The following is a 17,915-nucleotide window of genomic DNA, read 5'->3' as shown; positions in this document are numbered from 1 at the left end:
CTAATTCTCTCCGGTCTCTTAAAAAAATTAAAATTCTTTTCGCAGCCAGGTGTTAAGTCGTTTGACCCACGACCCCACCGAGACGCGTTTTTCCACCTCTGCCTCACCACTTAAATGGGACTCTTTCCCGTAGTGCAGCAGGCCCACCGCCGTTGAATAGTACGGCTCCTGGGCATAATCCGTTAAACCGGTGATATTCAGCGGCGCACCAATACGCACCTGCGTATGGAACACGCGCTGAGCGCAGGCCGCAAGACCTTCAATTTGCGCTGCCCCGCCGGTTAATACAATCCCCGCCGCGAGATGATGTTTCACACCCTGCTGGCGAAGCTGTTCCTGTAACTGCAAAATCTCTTCGTTGACCAGGTTGAGCAGCTCGGTATAACGCGGCTCAATTACCTCTGCCAGCGTCTGGCGTTGCAAGCTGCGCGGCGGTCGACCGCCTACGCTCGGCACTTCAACGCTCTCGTCTTTGCCGACGATAGAGCCCAGCGCGCAACCATGGCGCACTTTAATCGCCTCTGCATCGCTCGGTGGCGTACCAAAGGCGTAAGCGATATCGCTGGTAACCACATTCCCGGCGTACGGGATCACTTTAGTGTGGCGTAACGCACCGCCGGTATAGACAGCCATGTCCATTGTACCACCACCAATATCGACCACACAGACGCCCAGTTCACGTTCGTCTTCGGTCAGCACGGAATAGCTCGCGGCAAGTCCGGCGAAAATGAGTTGGTCAACTTTCAGGCCACAACGTTCAACGGCTTTTACAATGTTCTTCGCCATATCGTTGTGACATGTGATCAGGTGCACTTTTGCCTGCATACGCACGCCCGACAGACCGACCGGATTCTTGATGCCTTCCTGGTAGTCGATCGCGTATTCCTGCGGGATCACATGCAGCACACGGTGCTCGTCGCGAACACGCACGGATTTCGCCGTGTGGACAACGTTCTCAACGTCTTCCTGCGTCACTTCTTCTTCGGAAATCGGCACCATACCGATTTCATTCTGGCAGCTGATATGCTTACCAGAAAGGGCCAGATAGACAGAGGAAATTTGGCAATCTGCCATCAATTCAGCCTGGTCGATGGCGCGCTGAACGCATTTCACCACCGACTCAAGGTCGTTTACCCCACCTTTATCCATACCACGGGAGGGGCAGCTGCCCACGCCAATGATATTGACCATACCGTCGGGCAGAACTTCCCCTACCAAAGCGGCAACCTTCGCGGTGCCAATCTCCAGTCCTACTACCAATTTTCTGTCCGTCGACTTGATCATTGTTGTTCTGCCTGTACCTGTGCCTGATTTTGTTGCTGATTAGGTTCCTCGACCGGAGCCGGCTCCCAACCGACTGCTGCGCCTGAGTCATAGCGCAAATCAACGTAGCTTATCCGTTTGCCATCCGTCTGCGCCTGCTGCTGTAAAACCGGGTAAAGTTCGACAAAACGCGCCAGACGTTTCATTGTATCGCCGCGGCCAAGGTTGAGCTTGATGCCATTCGTTAAGGTCAACTGCCAGGAACGGCGCGCCGTCATCGCAGCATCTTTTAACGTAAAGCGATCCTTAGCCAGCACCTGCCCCATCTCACGAAAACCCTGCAATACTTCGTTTTCGCTGCCTTCCGGCCCATACAACATCGGTAAATTCTGCTTGTTGACACGATCGCTCGGGACGCTGAACGAATTTCCGTCTACATCAACCATATGCTGATCATTCCAACGCGCAATCGGCACATATTCAACCAGATGAATCTTCAATTCATCAGGCCATTGCTTTCTGACACTTGCCTGTTTTATCCACGGCAGACGTTCAATCTGACTCTGAATAATGTTGACGTCCTGCGTCATAAAGGTGCCAGGCGACCCAAGCGCCAGAATCGACTGGCGAATATCATCGTTACGCGTGTAGTGTCGCTCCCCGGTCACCACCAGCTTTGAAAGCGGCAACCGCTGCGCATCTTCCATCCAGCCCAGCACCATCCAGCCGCTGATAAACACGGTGCACAGCACCCCGAGCAGGAAGATGATCCCTGCAAGACGCGTTCCATTACTCCGGCGCGAAGAGGAATATTCTTCTTCGTCATCGCGGTTGCGCGTGTTCAATGCAGCCTGAGACATATCAGCCCGCCTGGTCCAGAATACGTACGACTAACTGCGAGAAGCTCATTCCCGCCTGACGCGCCGCCATCGGCACAAGGCTATGGCTGGTCATACCCGGAGACGTGTTTGCTTCCAGCAGATAAAATTGCCCGTCACCGTCAAGCATCACGTCAATGCGTCCCCAGCCACGACATCCCAGCACATTCCAGGCTTTAAGCACCAGAGACTGTAATTCGGCCTCACGCTCTGCTTCAAGACCCGCTGGGCAGAAATATTGCGTCTCATCAGAGAGATACTTCGCCTCATAATCATAGAAGACTCCGGCGGGTTGGATGCGAATTGACGGTAAAATTTCTTCGCCAAGCATCGCGACGGTAAATTCCGGCCCGCTAAGCCATTTTTCAATCAGAACTTCTTCATCATGTTGAAATGCCAGTGCTAAAGCGTCAGCCAAATCTACAGCTTTATCGACTTTGGACATTCCCACGCTCGACCCTTCACGGCTCGGCTTCACAATAACCGGTAAGCCCAGTGCCGCAATGCGTGTATTAACGCTGTCCGACAGACCCATTTCATATTCACGACGCGTCAGTGCAACCCATGGCGCAACGGGCAGGTCCGCCCCCTGCCACAGCAGTTTGCTGCGCAGTTTATCCATGGAGATGGCGGATGCCATCACGCCGCTGCCGGTGTACGGCATACCGATCAGCTCCAGCAGCCCCTGCAACGTGCCGTCTTCACCGCCGCGACCGTGCAACGCGATGAAGGCTTTATCGAAGCCCATCGCTTTCAGCTGCGTAACGTCCACCTCTTTCGGATCAACCGGATGCGCGTCCACGCCACCTTCACGCAGGCCCGCCAGCACGGCAGCGCCCGAATTCAGAGAAACCTCGCGTTCGGCGGAAGTGCCGCCAAACAGGACAGCAATCTTATCAGCCATGACGCTCGTCCTCCTGAGTTTGCGGCTTCAGTTTGATTTCAGCTAAGGTACGGGCGATTTTGCCGATATTTCCCGCGCCCTGAATCAGGATCAGATCGTTACCCGTCAGGACCGGGGCAAGCATTTCAGCCACCTGCGCCGGGTCGGGAACCAGAATAGGATCCACTTTACCGCGTCCACGGATGGTACGACATAAAGAACGACTGTCCGCGCCCGGAATCGGCGTTTCACCCGCAGCATAAACATCCAGCATCAGCAGGGTATCAACCTGCGAAAGGACGTTGGCAAAATCGTCATACAGATCGCGGGTACGCGTGTAACGGTGCGGCTGGAAGATCATGACCAGATTCTTTTCCGGCCAACCCGCGCGTGCCGCTTTGATGGTTGCGTCCACTTCCGTCGGATGGTGACCGTAGTCGTCTACCAGCATCGCAGAACCTGGCTTACCGTTTACCGGCTCCAGCGGGAATTCACCGAGGAAGTCGAAACGACGGCCCGTCCCCTGGAAGCTCTCCAGTGCGCGCAGGATCGCCTCATCGTCAATGCCTTCTTCTGTCGCAACAGCCACCGCCGCTGCCGCATTCAGGGCGTTGTGACGTCCCGGAGCGTTCAGGGTGACATGCAGCAGGTCTTTATCCTGCCGCGCCAGGGTGAAATGCCCCTGCGCACCGATCTGCTTGTAATCTTCTACGCGTACATCCGCGTCTTCGCTGAAGCCGTAGGTCGTAATTTGACGCCCGACGCGCGGCAGCAGCTCGCGAATAACCGGATCGTCCACGCACATCACCGCACGGCCATAGAACGGCAGGTTGTGCAGGAAGTTAATAAAGGTCTGCTTTAAGTTCTCGAAGTCGCCCTGGTAAGTGTCCATATGGTCAGCTTCGATGTTGGTGACGATCGCCACCATCGGCTGTAGATGCAGGAACGACGCGTCGCTCTCATCCGCTTCCGCAATCAGATAACGGCTATGGCCCAGACGCGCATGCACGCCAGCGGCTTTCACCAGACCACCGTTAACGAACGTCGGGTCGAGACCCGCTTCCGCATAAATGCTGGAGACCATCGCTGTTGTGGTGGTTTTACCGTGCGTGCCGGCCACCGCAATGCCGTGACGGAAACGCATCAGTTCTGCCAGCATTTCCGCGCGACGGATCACCGGAATGCGCGCCTCATGCGCCGCAACGATTTCCGGGTTATCCGCGGAGATAGCGCTGGACACCACAACCACGCTCGCATCGCTCACGTTTTCCGGGCGATGATTGAAATAGATAGTCGCCCCCAGCGACGCCAGCTGCTGCGTAACAGGGTTTGGCGCCAGGTCAGACCCGCTGATCTGATAGCCTTCGTTAGCTAACACTTCGGCAATACCGCCCATGCCAGCACCACCGATGCCGACAAAGTGAATGTGCCGGACGCGACGCATCTCGGGCACGATAGAACGCAGTTTTGCCAGTTGTTGTGTATTCATTCTCTAAACGCCATCGACTACTTCAAAAAAATCGTGCAGCGCAACACGCGCTGCGAGAATTATGCCTGGGCTGCCAGGCTCACTTCTTTTGCCACCCGTTCCGTTGCATCCGGGATAGCGGTCGCGCGTGCGCGTTGCGCCATCTCCAGTAATACATCCCGGTTCCAGCCCGCCAGGGTAGTGGCGACCGCATCAGCGGTAAATTGTGGCTGCTCAAAAATCTTCGCGGCACCCGCTTTTTCAAGCGGCAGTGCATTCCAGTACTGCTGTCGGTCTTTGTGCTGGAACGGCACAAACAGCGCCGGTAAACCGGCGGCGGCGATTTCGCTCACCGTCAGCGCGCCCGAGCGACAGACCACGACATCGGCCCATGCATAGGCTGCGGCCATATCATCAATAAATTCAGTTACTTTATGCTGCGGCTGACCTTCCTGCGCGTAGGCCTGCTCAACGGTCTGCTGAGCGCCCTTCCCGCTCTGGTGCCAGATGGTCACTGCATCACCCAGTTTTGCCGCAACCTGCGGCATCGTCTGGTTTAAAATACGCGCGCCCTGGGAACCGCCGACGACCAGCACGCGCACCGGCCCTTCGCGACCCGCCAGACGCGTATCTGGCAGCGCCAGCGCCAGCACGTCCACACGTACCGGATTCCCTACGACATCCGCTTTCGGGAATGCCCCGGGGAAGGCCTGCATAACTTTGGTGGCGATTTTTGCCAGCCATTTGTTGGTCAAACCGGCAATACCGTTCTGTTCATGCAGAACAACGGGAATCCCTAATGACCACGCCGCCAGTCCGCCAGGGCCGGAAACGTACCCCCCCATGCCCAGAACGACGTCAGGCTTAAAACGCTTCATAATGGCGCGCGCCTGACGCCAGGCATTGAAAATGCGCACCGGCGCCAGCAGCAGCGCCTTGATCCCTTTGCCACGAAGGCCAGAAATACGAATAAAGTCGATCTCGATACCGTGCTTAGGTACCAGGTCGGCTTCCATGCGGTCTGCGGTTCCCAGCCAGCGTACCTGCCAGCCCTGTTCCATTAAATGGTGCGCAACCGCCAGCCCCGGGAACACATGTCCGCCGGTACCGCCTGCCATCACCATTAACCGCTTCGGTTGATTCATCGTGAACCTCGTGTAAACGCCTGAGCTTTCTCCAGACGCGTTTCATAATCTATGCGTAACAAAAACATGATGGCCGTCGACATGATCAACAGACTCGAACCACCATAACTGATCAACGGTAACGTCAGACCTTTAGTCGGCAACATACCCGCTGCCGCCCCAACGTTTACCAGTGCCTGGAAGCTAAACCAGATACCAATTGAGCAGGCCAGGAAACCGGAGAAGCGGTGATCGATCTCCAGCGCTTTCCGGCCAATCGACATGGCGCGGAAAGCGACGAAGAATACCATTAATAGCGCCAATACCACACCGATATAACCCAGTTCTTCCCCAATAATGGAGAAGATGAAGTCGGTGTGCGCCTCCGGTAAATACTCCAGTTTTTGCACCGAGTTGCCCAGGCCTTGGCCCCAGACTTCGCCGCGGCCAAACGCCATCAGCGACTGCGTCAGCTGGTAACCGCTGCCGAACGGATCTTCCCATGGGTTCCAGAACGAGGTCACACGGCGGATACGGTAGGGTTCGGCGAGGATCAGCAGCACCACCGCCGAAATCCCCATCCCGATGATGGCAATGAACTGCCACAGTTTTGCGCCCGCCAGGAACAGCATCGCCAGCGTAGTAACAAACAGTACGACTACCGTACCGAGGTCGGGCTGCGCCAGCAGCAGGATCGCGAGGACCAAAATCACGCCCATCGGTTTTAAGAAGCCGCGAAGGTTGTTACGAACTTCGTCAACTTTACGCACCAGGTAGTTAGCCAGGTAGCAGAACAACGACAGTTTGGTGAACTCCGCCGGCTGAATACGCAGTGGGCCAAAGGCAATCCAGCGTGATGCCCCGTTAACGGAGCTCCCGACAACCAGCACGATCAACAGCATGATGATTGAGGCGATGAGCATGGCCGTACTGTGCCGCTGCCAGAACGACATTGGCAGGCGTAAGGTGATCAGCGCCAGGCAGAACGCGAGAATGATGTAAAGCCCGTCACGCTTGGCAAACAGGAAGGGGTCGTTTGCCAGACGCTGTCCGACAGGCATTGACGCCGAGGTGACCATAATAAAGCCGATCGCTGCCAGCCCCAGCGTGAGCCAGAACAGCGTGCGGTCGTACATGATCAGGCTGTCGGAATCTTTATCCCGTGAAGCCATCACCCAGCCTTTCAGCGCCGTAAACAGCCATACCAGGATACCAAATCCTGGCAGGCGCGGCATTTTCAGGCGAGGGAGAGATAAACGCATCAGCCTAACTCCTTCGCCAGGCGGGTAAAGACATCACCCCGCTGTTCGAAATTCTTGAATTGATCGAGGCTGGCACAGGCTGGTGAGAGCAGCACCATATCGCCGGGCTTCACGCGTGGGGCAATAAGACGCATCGCCTGCTCCATGGTCTCGGTTTGCTCGGCGACCTCAGGACGCAACGCCGCTAGCTCGCTACCATCGCGGCCAAAGCAATACAGGCGCACGTTATCACCGTTGAGGTACTGCTTCAGCGAGGAGAAGTCAGCCGATTTACCGTCGCCGCCCAGCAGCAGGTGCAGCGTGCCATCAACGTGCAGACCGTTCAGTGCCGCCTCGGTGCTACCCACGTTGGTCGCTTTGGAATCGTTAATCCAGCGTACGCCGTTGTGCTCCAGCGCAAGCTGGAACCGGTGCGCCAGGCCGGTAAAGGTGGTCAGCGCCTTCAGGCTTGAAGATCGCGGCAGGCCAACGGCATCCGCCAGCGCCAGCGCCGCCAGGGCATTGGTGTAGTTATGCTGGCCGGAGAGCATCATCTCTTTCACGTTCAGCACCTTCTCACCTTTCACCCGCAGCCAGGTTTCGCCCTGCTGACGGTTAAGGTGATAGTCACCCATATTAATACCAAAGCTAATGCAGCGATCGTCTGCGCCGCGCACCGGCATGGTGAGTGCATCATCGGCATTCACCACGCAAACTTTGGCATTTTCATAAACGCGCAGTTTGGCCGCACGGTATTGCTGCAAGCCGAACGGGTATCTGTCCATATGATCTTCGGTGACGTTTAGGATCGTCGCCGCCGCCGCATGCAGGCTTGAAGTGGTTTCCAGCTGGAAGCTGGAAAGCTCAAGGACGAACAGCTCGCACCCTTTATCAAGCAGCATCAGAGCGGGCAGACCAATGTTACCGCCCACGCCGACATTTTTGCCCGCCGCCTTCGCCATTTCCCCCACCAGCGTGGTGACGGTGCTTTTACCGTTTGAACCGGTAATGGCGACGATCGGCGCCTGCGCCTCCCGGCAGAACAGTTCGATATCGCCGACAATCTCAACGCCTGCATCCGCCGCGGCGCTCAGGGAAGGATGCGCCAGCGCCATACCGGGGCTGGCAACAATCAGATCGGCGGCCAGCAGCCACTCATCATTCAGACCACCCAGGTGGCGTTCAACCTGCTCCGGCAGCTTGTCCAGACCCGGCGGAGAGACGCGCGTATCCATCACGCGCGGCGTCACGCCACGCGCAAGGAAAAAGTCCACGCAGGAGAGGCCGGTGAGGCCCAACCCGATGATAACGACTTTTTTGCCCTGGTAATCTGCCATGATTAACGTACCTTCAGCGTTGCCAGGCCAATCAGCACCAGCATCAGCGAAATAATCCAGAAGCGCACAATGACGCGCGGCTCCGGCCAGCCTTTCAGTTCATAGTGGTGGTGAATCGGTGCCATACGGAAGATGCGCTGACCGCGCAGCTTGAAGGAACCGACCTGCAAAATCACCGACAGCGTCTCAACCACAAACACACCGCCCATGATTACCAGCAGGAACTCCTGACGCAGCAGCACGGCGATAATACCCAGTGCGCCGCCCAGCGCCAGTGAACCGACGTCGCCCATAAAGACCTGCGCCGGATAGGTGTTGAACCACAGGAAGCCCAGCCCCGCCCCGACAATCGCCGTACAGACGATCACCAGTTCCCCTGCGTGTCGCAGGTACGGAATGTGCAGGTAATTTGCAAAGTTCATGTTACCGGTCGCCCAGGCTACCAGCGCGAAACCGCCCGCGACAAACACGGTTGGCATGATGGCCAGGCCATCCAGACCATCGGTCAGGTTGACGGCGTTGCCGGTACCGACGATCACAAAGTAAGCCAGCAAAATGTAGAACAGCCCCAGCTGCGGCATCACGTCTTTGAAGAACGGCACCACCAGCTCGGTAGCCGGGGTGTCTTTTCCTGCCAGGTAAAGGGCAAAGGCCACGCCCAGCGCAATCACCGACATCCAGAAATACTTCCAGCGGGCGATCAAACCTTTGGTGTCTTTGCGTACGACTTTGCGGTAGTCATCAACAAAACCGATGATCCCGTAGCCAACCAGAACGGTCAGCACGCACCAGACGTAGGGGTTAGACGGATACGCCCACAGCAGCACGGACACCACAATCGCGGTCAGGATCATGATCCCGCCCATGGTCGGCGTACCCCGCTTGCTGAAGTGCGATTCCGGACCGTCGTTGCGCACAACCTGGCCGAAAGAGAGTTTTTGCAGACGGGCAATCATGCGCGGGCCCATCCACAGCGAGATGAACAGCGCAGTCAGCAGGCTGACGATGGCACGAAACGTCAGATAGGAAAAGACGTTAAAGCCTGAGTAATATTTGACCAAATGTTCGGCCAGCCAAACTAACATGTCCCGTTCTCCTGTAATGCGTGCACAACCTCTTCCATGGCGGCACTACGTGAACCTTTAACTAAAACAGTCACAATCTGTTTTTCTGTAATCAATGCCTTCAGGCGTTCGATCAGTGCAGATTTATCGGCAAAATGTTCGCCAACTTCACTGGCATCGGAAATGGCCTTGCTCAGCGGGCCTGCGCTCAATACGCGGTCAAGCCCGGCGGCTTTCGCCGCTTCACCCACCTGAACATGGCAGGCTTCGCTTTCATCACCCAGCTCGGCCATATCGCCCACAACCATCACGCGATAGCCCGGCATTTCAGACAAGACCTGCACGGCCGCCGTCATTGAGCCAACGTTAGCGTTGTAGGAGTCATCCAACAGGAGTTTGTTTTCAGCCAGCTGGATCGGGAACAGACGCCCCGGCACGGCTTTTAAATTTGCCAGACCTGCTTTAATCGCCGCGTGTGAGGCACCTACCGCCATTGAGAGCGCTGCCGCAGCAAGCGCATTGGCGATGTTATGACGACCCGGCAGGGGCAGCAGCACGTCGATGTCGCCCGTTGGGGTTGTGAGGGTGAACTCGGTACCGTGTGACGTCACATGAATGTTGGTCGCCGAAAAATCACTGTTTGCCGCATTCGGTGAGAAGCGCCAGGTTTTACGTGAACCAATGATGCTCTGCCAGTTCAGCCAGTCGTTGTTATCGGCGTTCATAATGGCGATGCCGTCATCCGGCAGGCCGGTATAAATTTCACCTTTCGCTTTCGCCACACCGGCCAGAGAACCAAAACCTTCAAGATGTGCCGCCGCCAGGTTATTCACCAGCGCCGCTTCCGGACGGGTCAGGCTCACGGTCCAGGCGATTTCGCCCTGATGGTTAGCCCCTAACTCAATCACCGCATATTCATGCTCGTGGGTCAGGCGCAGCAGCGTCATCGGCACACCGATGTCATTATTAAGGTTGCCCGCCGTATAAAGCGTGTTACCGCACTGGCTAAGGATCGCCGCCGTCATCTCTTTAACGGAGGTTTTGCCCGACGAGCCCGTCAGTGCCACGACGCGTGTTGGCACCTGCTGGCGAACCCATGCCGCCAGCTCGCCAAACGCCAGGCGCGTATCTTTCACCACAATCTGCGGCAAATCGATATCGAGCTTACGACTGACCAGCAGCGCGCCCGCGCCGTTATCTTTAGCCTGTTGCGCAAAATCGTGGGCGTCAAAACGTTCACCCTTCAGCGCCACAAACAGGCAGCCCGCCGTCACCTTACGGGTGTCGGTGGTTACAGCCTCGATGGTCAGATCCTGACCATGCAGCATCCCCTGCAATACCGCAGCGGCCTGGCTTAACGTAATGCTAATCATGCCACCACTCCCAGCAGACGCGCTGCCGTCACGCGGTCGGAGTAATCCAGACGACGATTGCCGACAATCTGATAATCTTCATGACCTTTACCGGCCAGCAGAACCACATCGTTCTCCTGCGCCTGCATAATGGCGTTAGTCACGGCCTCCGCACGGCCTTCGACCACGCGCGCACGTCCCGCATCCAGCATGCCCGCCAGAATGTCGTTGATAATGGCCCGCGGCTCTTCGGTACGCGGGTTGTCATCGGTTACCACGGGAATATCCGCGAACTGCTCAGCGATGGCGCCCATCAGCGGACGTTTGCCCTTGTCGCGATCGCCACCGCAGCCAAACACGCACCAGAGCTTGCCAGCGCAGTGCAGACGCGCCGCTTCCAGCGCTTTTTCCAGCGCATCCGGCGTGTGGGCGTAATCCACAACCACCGTCGGCTTGCCCGGCGCGCTAAACACTTCCATGCGGCCACAGACCGGTTGCAAACGCTCAGCCGTTTTCAGCAGATCCGCCATCGGGTAACCCAGCGCCAGCAGCGTCGCCAGCGCCAGCAGCAGGTTACTGACGTTAAAGGCCCCCATCAGGCGGCTTTCAATTTCACCTTCGCCCCAGATGGAAGCGAAGCGGATCGTCGCCCCACTATCGTGGTAGTTCACCTCGACCGCCTTCAGCCAGCGGCCGCGGCAGTTCGGATTAATGCGATCTTCCATCGACACCGCCACCGCATCTGGCAGTTTTTCCAGCCAGCGGCGACCGACTTCGTCGTCGGCGTTAATGATCGCCTGCCCGTGGTGGTGAGTGGAATAAAGCAGCCATTTCGCCGCTTCGTAGTGCTCCATATCACCATGATAATCAAGGTGATCGCGGCTCAGGTTAGTAAAGACAGAGGCAGCAAATTTCAGGGCCGCCACGCGATGTTGTACCAGACCATGGGAAGAGACTTCCATCGCAGCGAAGGTCGCCCCCTGCTCAGCGAGGCCCGCCAGCACACGCTGCACGTCAACCGCCGAGCCTGTAGTGTTTTCCGTCGGGCTTACTTTGCCCAGAAGACCGTTCCCCACCGTGCCCATGACGGCACCGGTTTCGCCCAGCAGCTGCGCCCACTGCGCCATCAGCTGAGTGGTGGTGGTTTTTCCGTTGGTTCCTGTCACGCCAACCAGCTGTAACTGGTCGGAAGGTTCGTTGTAAAAACGTCCTGCCAGCGCGGAGAGACGCTCATTCAGCTGGCTGAGATAGATGACCGGCACGCCGTGCATTTCACGGATCTCACCGTCTGTTGCCTCATCTTTGGCCTCAGCAATAATGGCAGCAACACCTTGCGCAATCGCCTGCGGGATATAACGACGCCCGTCCGCCTGATGACCCACCACTGCCACAAAAAGATCGCCAGAAGCCGCTACGCGGCTGTCCAGTACCATCTCTCGCAGTGCTCGCGCAGGTAGCATAGGCACCCACGGAGCAAGAAGGTCGCGCAAATTACGATCTGCCACCTGTTCCCTCGCCTTGATTAATTACAAATTCACTTTTTTCGCCCGTCGCCAGCGCATCCGGTTCAATGTTCATGGTGCGCAACACGCCGCCCATAATAGCCCCGAACACAGGCGCGGAGACGGCGCCGCCGTAGTATTTACCCGCCTGCGGATCGTTGATGACGACCACCAGTGCAAAACGCGGATTGCTTGCAGGCGCTACGCCTGCGGTATAGGCAATGTATTTGTTGATATAGCGGCCGTCCGGCCCCACTTTTTTCGCTGTACCAGTTTTAATGGCGATACGATAGCCCTTAATTGCGGCCTTCACGCCGCCACCGCCAGGTAACGCGACGCTTTCCATCATATGCACGACGGTACGAACGATAGATTCCGGGAAAACACGTTCCCCCGGAACCGGTGGATCAACTTTGGTGATCGACAGCGGACGATAAATGCCATAGCTGCCAATCGTTGCGTAGACTCGCGCTAACTGTAAGGGAGTTACCATTAGCCCGTAGCCGAAAGAGAAGGTGGCCCTCTCTATGTCAGACCACCGTTGTTTTTGAGGATATAAGCCACTGCGTTCTCCGACCAACCCCAAATTGGTCGCCTTTCCCAGCCCAAAACGTGAGTAAGTATCTACTAACGCTGAGGACGGCATCGCTAACGCCAGTTTTGACACACCGACGTTACTCGACTTCTGCAAGACCCCGGTCAGGGTCAGTTCGCTATAACGTGCCACGTCTTTGATTTCGTGACCGTTAATTCGATAAGGGATCGTATTCAGAACGGTATTTTCGTTGACGATGCCTCGCTGTAGAGCCGTCATCACCACCATGGGTTTTACGGTCGAACCGGGTTCAAACACATCGGTGATGGAGCGGTTACGCATTGCATCTTTTGCTGTACCGGCAAAATTATTCGGGTTGTATGAGGGGCTACTGGCCATCGCCAGCACTTCACCTGTCGCCACATCCACCAGCACGGCGCTGCCCGATTCCGCCTTGTTAAACGCGACGGCGTTGTTCAGTTCACGATAGACCAGCGCCTGCAAGCGTTCATCAATACTCAGGGCCAGGTTGTGCGCGGCCTGGCTGTCTGTCGAGGAAATGTCTTCAATGACGCGACCATAGCGGTCTTTACGCACGATTCGCTCGCCAGGCTGGCCGGTAAGCCACTTGTCGAAGCTTTTTTCAACGCCCTCAATCCCCTGGCTATCCACGTTGGTAAAGCCAATCAGGTGCGCGGTGACTTCGCCGGAAGGATAGTAACGGCGGGATTCTTCCCGCAGATGAATGCCCGGCAGCTTCAGTTTCTTAATGTAGTCAGCCATGTCAGGGTTCACCTGACGAGCAAGATAGATGAAGCGCCCTTTCGGGTTGGCGTTAACGCGTGACGCCAGCTGATCCAGCGGCATTTTCAACGCGTCTGAGAGCGCCTTCCAGCGGTTATCAAGGGTGATCCCGCCTGCGTCGTGCAGCTCTTTCGGATCGGCCCAGATCGCCTTCACCGGCACGCTCACCGCCAGCGGGCGGCCGGAGCGGTCGGTGATCATCCCACGAGAGGTAGAAACTTCCTGCACGCGCAGAGAACGCATATCCCCCTGACGCACCAGCATGTCAGGCGCGATGATTTGTAGCCACGCCACGCGTCCCAGCAGGAAACCCAGCGCCAGTAAAATGCAGCCGCAAAGCAACGCAAAACGCCAACTGACAAAGTTGGCCTGTTCTTCCTGGCGTTTTGGTTTTAGCGTTTTTGCCGCTGCTTTCATGCGTCGCGTTTTCCCTTATTTTTGTACTACGATATTTTCCTGCGAAGGATCAACATGCTGTAATTGCAGTTTTTCCGTTGCGATCCGTTCAACCCGGCTGTGATCGCCGAGCGCGTTTTCTTCAAGGATCAGATTTCGCCATTCAATATCCAGCGCATCGCGTTCCAGTACCATCTGTTCGCGCTGCGCAGTTAATAAACGGGTATGGTGAGCGGTGGTGACCACCATGACTGCCGTCACAATGATGCAAATGAACAAGCAGAGTGGCAGCTTCCCAAACCGCAAAAGATCGTCGCCGATCACGCCAGGCAAGGCATGGCGCTCGTTGCTTCCTAACGATCCCTTAACTTTGCTTAGGGTCTCTGTCACTCTGCTGATCATGCGTTCGTCCTCTCTGCAATACGCAGCACTGAACTACGGGCACGTGGATTCTCTGCCACCTCTTCTTCGCCCGGCATCAACTTGCCTAATGCTCGCAACTGACGGCCGCCCAGCTTTCTGAGTTGTTCTTCCGTCATCGGCAGCCCCGCCGGAACCTGAGGACCGCGGCTCTGTTCACGCATGAAGCGTTTTACGATGCGATCTTCCAGCGAATGGAAACTGATGATGGATAACCGCCCACCCGGGGCCAGCACGTCGAGCGAGCTTTTTAGCGCCAGCTCTATTTCCTCCAGTTCACTGTTTACCCAGATACGAACCGCCTGGAAGGTACGGGTCGCAGGATGTTTGTGCTTGTCCTTCACCGGCGTTGCCGCCGCGATGACTTCTGCCAGTTCTTTGGTACGGGTCATTGGCTCAACGCGGTTGCGCTCCACGATGGCGCGGGCAATACGTTTGCCAAAGCGTTCTTCGCCGAAGGTTTTGATTACCCAGGCAATATCCGCTTCGTCAGCAGTTTGTAACCATTCAGCGGCAGATTGGCCGCGAGTAGGGTCCATACGCATATCCAGCGGTCCATCACGCATAAAGGAAAAACCGCGTTCTGCATCATCAAGCTGTGGTGAAGAGACGCCAAGATCGAGGAGAATCCCGTCGATCTTGCCGGTCAGGCCGCGCTCAGCGACATAATCCGCAAGCGCAGAGAAAGGTCCATGCACGATGGAAAAGCGAGGATCATCGATGGTTTGCGCAACGGCAATCGCCTGCGGATCGCGGTCAATTGCCAGCAGGCGTCCTTCCGCTCCAAGCTGAGAGAGGATCAAACGCGAGTGACCACCGCGACCAAAAGTGCCATCAATATAGATGCCGTCTGGACGAATATTCAGGCCGTTAACGGCCTCATCCAGCAGCACCGTTGTATGTTTATAATTTTCCATCATATTTATAGAGACAAGTCCCGCAGCCGTTCCGATAATGTTTCGGAATCAGACTGCTCAGCGTCGATATCTTCCTTGACCTGTTGATACCAGGTCGTTTCGTCCCACAGTTCAAACTTGTTGAACTGTCCGACCAGCATCACTTCTTTAGTCAGACCGGCATGTTGCCGCAACACAGGCGCAATCAATAATCGCCCGGCGCTATCCATCTGACATTCACTGGCATGTCCCAATAACAGCCGCTGTACGCGGCGTTCCTGCGGGTTCATGCTCGACAGTCGCGACAGCTTTTGCTCAATGATTTCCCATTCAGGCAAAGGGTAAAGCAGCAGGCATGGGGAGTTGATGTCAATGGTGCAAACCAGTTGACCCGAAGCGTTCTCAATCAGCTGGTCGCGGTATCGGGTTGGTACCGATAAACGCCCTTTGCTGTCGAGATTGACTAACGTTGCTCCACGGAACATGCCAGTCTCACCCCTCCTCACCACTTTAACCCACAAATTCCCACCTGAAGGAGTTTACGGAGCGAGGGAAAAGCTTGTCAAGCCAGGACTCTCTCTATACCGGCGCGAAAGCACCGTATTTACAGAGCAAGCGTGACCTGGCTAATTACTACACAACTGGCGAGGCAAAATTAACGTTATGAATATTTGTAAGAAAAAAACAGAATATGCACACGAGCGTAAAGACTCACTCAATATCATCGCAGGGAAATATAAAGTGTCAGTTTGCGACGCGGGCAGCATTTTAAGGCATATCGCCGGGGGATAACAGCGCCAGATTAACCTCAAAGCCAGATGGATTCGTTCGTGTGCGTTGAGGTCTAAAGGGGGGAGTAAAAAATGGCTGAATATTCATCGGCTGGCACATGTTTGTAACAAAACAATACAAAGAAATGCCCGTTAAAAATTATAATTGCACTTTTTAACGTCAAAATGGATTCAGAATAATAGCAGGCTATGAATCTTAGAGATAAATCCTAATTTTTATCCGGGAATTATTTCCCGCAATAAATGCGCTTCAAAAGGGGCAGTTTTACCGCCCCTGTGGAAATATTAATGGCGGCTCAAAATTCCGCGCCGATAGAGATTACGTTTGATACGCGTAAGCCCGGGTTTCGGTTTGCGGGGTTCATCCAGGCTTGCCAGAACAATCTCAAGCACGCGCTCGGCGACGTCGCGGTGACGCTGGGCCACGGCCAGCACCGGACATTGCAGGAAGTCGAGCAGTTCGTTATCGCCGAAGGTCGCAATCGCCAGATCGGATGGCAGTTTGCCATCGCGACGTAACGTCACATCCATCACCCCCTGCAACAGGGCAAACGAGGTGGTAAACAACGCCTGCGGCATCGGGTGCGTTTCCAGCCATTTCTCGAACAGCTGGGCAGCCGCTTCACGCTCATAGCTGTTGGCATACAGATAATGAACGTCACGCGGATCGTCTTTCCATGCCGTACGGAACCCTTGTTCACGCAGGAAGCTTACGGAAAGTTCAGGCAAAGCGCCAAGATACAGCACCGTTTCAGCCGGGAAGGTACGCAGCTCGGCAGCCAGCATTTCTGCATCGTCCTGATCGGCACCTACGACACTGGTGAAATGTTCACGATCCAGCGCACGATCCAGCGCCACAATCGGGAACGGATCGTTTGCCCAGCGCTGATAGAAAGGATGCTCTGGTGGTAAAGAGGTCGACACGATGATGGCGTCAACCTGACGTTGCAGCAGATGCTCAATGCAGCGCATCTCGTTGTCAGGCTGATCCTCGGAGCAGGCAATCAACAGCTGATAGCCCCGCTGACGAGCCTGACGTTCCAGATAGTTGGCGATGCGGGTATAGCTGGTATTTTCCAGGTCCGGGATAACCAGGCCAATCGAGCGGGTGCGCCCGGCACGTAAACCTGCGGCGACAGCATTCGGATGGTAATTATGCTCACGAACGACTGCCATCACTTTCTCAACGGTCTTATCGCTGACACGATACTGCTTTGCTTTACCGTTAATCACATAGCTGGCCGTGGTTCTCGACACGCCGGCGAGCCGGGCGATTTCATCCAGTTTCACAATTGCCCCTCAAAAAAAGAAAAAAGTCCATGGCCCTGTCAAGGTTATGGTTAAATATTTTAACATCTAAACGCAGAATAGCTTTCACGGCAACCGCTTTTGTCCGCGTTGTCGGTGGATTACGCAAAAAAAAGCCCGGCTTTGGCTACCGGGCTGAAAGAGGCGAACCTTTTGCGCAACTAACGCATGATTTTATCGCCGCGCGAGAGGCCAACAACGCCAGAGCGCGCAACTTCAACAATTTTTGCTACATCCCTGACGGAGGCCAGGAACGCATCCAGCTTATCGCTCGTTCCGGCAAGCTGCACAGTATATATAGAAGGCGTGACGTCGATGATCTGCCCACGGAAGATATCCGTGTTGCGCTTGACCTCTTCACGACCGTAACCGCTGGCCTGAATTTTCACCAGCATCACTTCACGTTCGACGTAAGCCCCCTGCCCCAGCTCGCTGACGCGCAACACGTCCACCAGTTTGTGCAACTGTTTTTCGATCTGCTCAAGCACTTTCGCATCGCCGACAGTCTGGATCGTCATGCGGGAGAGCGTCGGGTCATCGGTCGGCGCAACGGTCAGGCTTTCAATGTTATAGCCGCGCTGCGCAAAAAGCCCAATGACGCGTGACAGTGCGCCCGACTCATTTTCCAGTAATACAGATAATATCCGGCGCAT

The 17,915-nt window shown here is 55.9% G+C and carries 16 protein-coding genes; all 16 read right to left on the bottom strand.

Translation table 11 applies throughout. The features are described from left to right. Window positions 1-27: 27 nt before the first annotated feature. Complete coding sequence (gene ftsA, locus L384_RS11755; RefSeq protein ID WP_003856340.1) at window positions 28-1,284, bottom strand: cell division protein FtsA; 1,257 nt, start codon at window positions 1,282-1,284, stop codon at window positions 28-30. Beyond that, the gene (ftsQ, locus tag L384_RS11760) at window positions 1,281-2,123 is read right to left on the bottom strand and encodes a cell division protein FtsQ (RefSeq protein WP_003856342.1); all 843 of its coding nucleotides are present in this window, start codon (window positions 2,121-2,123) and stop codon (window positions 1,281-1,283) included. Before ftsQ ends, ftsA begins: the two co-directional genes overlap by 4 nt. Window position 2,124: 1 nt before the next feature. Beyond that, window positions 2,125-3,045 (bottom strand): D-alanine--D-alanine ligase, encoded by a 921-nt coding sequence (locus tag L384_RS11765; protein ID WP_015572671.1) that lies wholly within the window; start codon window positions 3,043-3,045, stop codon window positions 2,125-2,127. Continuing rightward, on the bottom strand, window positions 3,038-4,513 hold the full coding sequence (murC, locus tag L384_RS11770; RefSeq protein WP_003856345.1) for a UDP-N-acetylmuramate--L-alanine ligase: 1,476 nt from the start codon (window positions 4,511-4,513) through the stop codon (window positions 3,038-3,040). The genes L384_RS11765 and murC overlap by 8 nt, the downstream gene beginning before the upstream one ends. A 59-nt stretch (window positions 4,514-4,572) precedes the next feature. Next, complete coding sequence (murG, locus tag L384_RS11775; protein ID WP_003856347.1) at window positions 4,573-5,637, bottom strand: undecaprenyldiphospho-muramoylpentapeptide beta-N-acetylglucosaminyltransferase; 1,065 nt, start codon at window positions 5,635-5,637, stop codon at window positions 4,573-4,575. Next, window positions 5,634-6,878 carry a cell division protein FtsW gene (ftsW, locus tag L384_RS11780; protein WP_003856348.1) on the bottom strand — a complete coding sequence of 415 codons (1,245 nt, stop codon included), beginning with the start codon at window positions 6,876-6,878 and terminating at the stop codon, window positions 5,634-5,636. The genes murG and ftsW overlap by 4 nt, the downstream gene beginning before the upstream one ends. Further along, on the bottom strand, window positions 6,878-8,194 hold the full coding sequence (gene murD, locus L384_RS11785; protein ID WP_023315390.1) for a UDP-N-acetylmuramoyl-L-alanine--D-glutamate ligase: 1,317 nt from the start codon (window positions 8,192-8,194) through the stop codon (window positions 6,878-6,880). The genes ftsW and murD overlap by 1 nt, the downstream gene beginning before the upstream one ends. Before the next feature lie 2 nt (window positions 8,195-8,196). After that, window positions 8,197-9,279: a phospho-N-acetylmuramoyl-pentapeptide-transferase gene (gene mraY, locus L384_RS11790; RefSeq protein ID WP_003856353.1), complete on the bottom strand. Its 1,083-nt coding sequence runs from the start codon at window positions 9,277-9,279 to the stop codon at window positions 8,197-8,199. Continuing rightward, window positions 9,273-10,631 carry a UDP-N-acetylmuramoyl-tripeptide--D-alanyl-D-alanine ligase gene (gene murF / locus L384_RS11795; protein WP_022650393.1) on the bottom strand — a complete coding sequence of 453 codons (1,359 nt, stop codon included), beginning with the start codon at window positions 10,629-10,631 and terminating at the stop codon, window positions 9,273-9,275. The genes mraY and murF overlap by 7 nt, the downstream gene beginning before the upstream one ends. After that, window positions 10,628-12,115 carry a UDP-N-acetylmuramoyl-L-alanyl-D-glutamate--2,6-diaminopimelate ligase gene (murE, locus tag L384_RS11800; protein WP_003856358.1) on the bottom strand — a complete coding sequence of 496 codons (1,488 nt, stop codon included), beginning with the start codon at window positions 12,113-12,115 and terminating at the stop codon, window positions 10,628-10,630. Before murE ends, murF begins: the two co-directional genes overlap by 4 nt. After that, complete coding sequence (gene ftsI, locus L384_RS11805; RefSeq protein ID WP_003856361.1) at window positions 12,102-13,868, bottom strand: peptidoglycan glycosyltransferase FtsI; 1,767 nt, start codon at window positions 13,866-13,868, stop codon at window positions 12,102-12,104. The genes murE and ftsI overlap by 14 nt, the downstream gene beginning before the upstream one ends. 15 nt (window positions 13,869-13,883) lie before the next feature. Further along, window positions 13,884-14,249 carry a cell division protein FtsL gene (ftsL, locus tag L384_RS11810; protein WP_003856363.1) on the bottom strand — a complete coding sequence of 122 codons (366 nt, stop codon included), beginning with the start codon at window positions 14,247-14,249 and terminating at the stop codon, window positions 13,884-13,886. After that, complete coding sequence (gene rsmH, locus L384_RS11815; protein ID WP_003856366.1) at window positions 14,246-15,187, bottom strand: 16S rRNA (cytosine(1402)-N(4))-methyltransferase RsmH; 942 nt, start codon at window positions 15,185-15,187, stop codon at window positions 14,246-14,248. Before rsmH ends, ftsL begins: the two co-directional genes overlap by 4 nt. A 2-nt stretch (window positions 15,188-15,189) precedes the next feature. Beyond that, complete coding sequence (gene mraZ, locus L384_RS11820; RefSeq protein WP_003856368.1) at window positions 15,190-15,648, bottom strand: division/cell wall cluster transcriptional repressor MraZ; 459 nt, start codon at window positions 15,646-15,648, stop codon at window positions 15,190-15,192. A gap of 591 nt (window positions 15,649-16,239) precedes the next feature. Then, on the bottom strand, window positions 16,240-17,244 hold the full coding sequence (gene cra, locus L384_RS11825; protein ID WP_003856369.1) for a catabolite repressor/activator: 1,005 nt from the start codon (window positions 17,242-17,244) through the stop codon (window positions 16,240-16,242). A 179-nt stretch (window positions 17,245-17,423) separates the two neighbouring features. Then, a complete protein-coding gene (ilvN, locus tag L384_RS11830; protein ID WP_003856371.1) occupies window positions 17,424-17,915 on the bottom strand; it encodes an acetolactate synthase small subunit in 492 nt (163 codons plus the stop codon).

It is taken from the genome of Enterobacter sp. MGH 38 (genome assembly GCF_000492855.1).
Taxonomy (GTDB): Bacteria; Pseudomonadota; Gammaproteobacteria; order Enterobacterales; family Enterobacteriaceae; genus Enterobacter; species Enterobacter hormaechei_C.
This window is presented reverse-complemented; position numbering and strand designations above follow the sequence as displayed.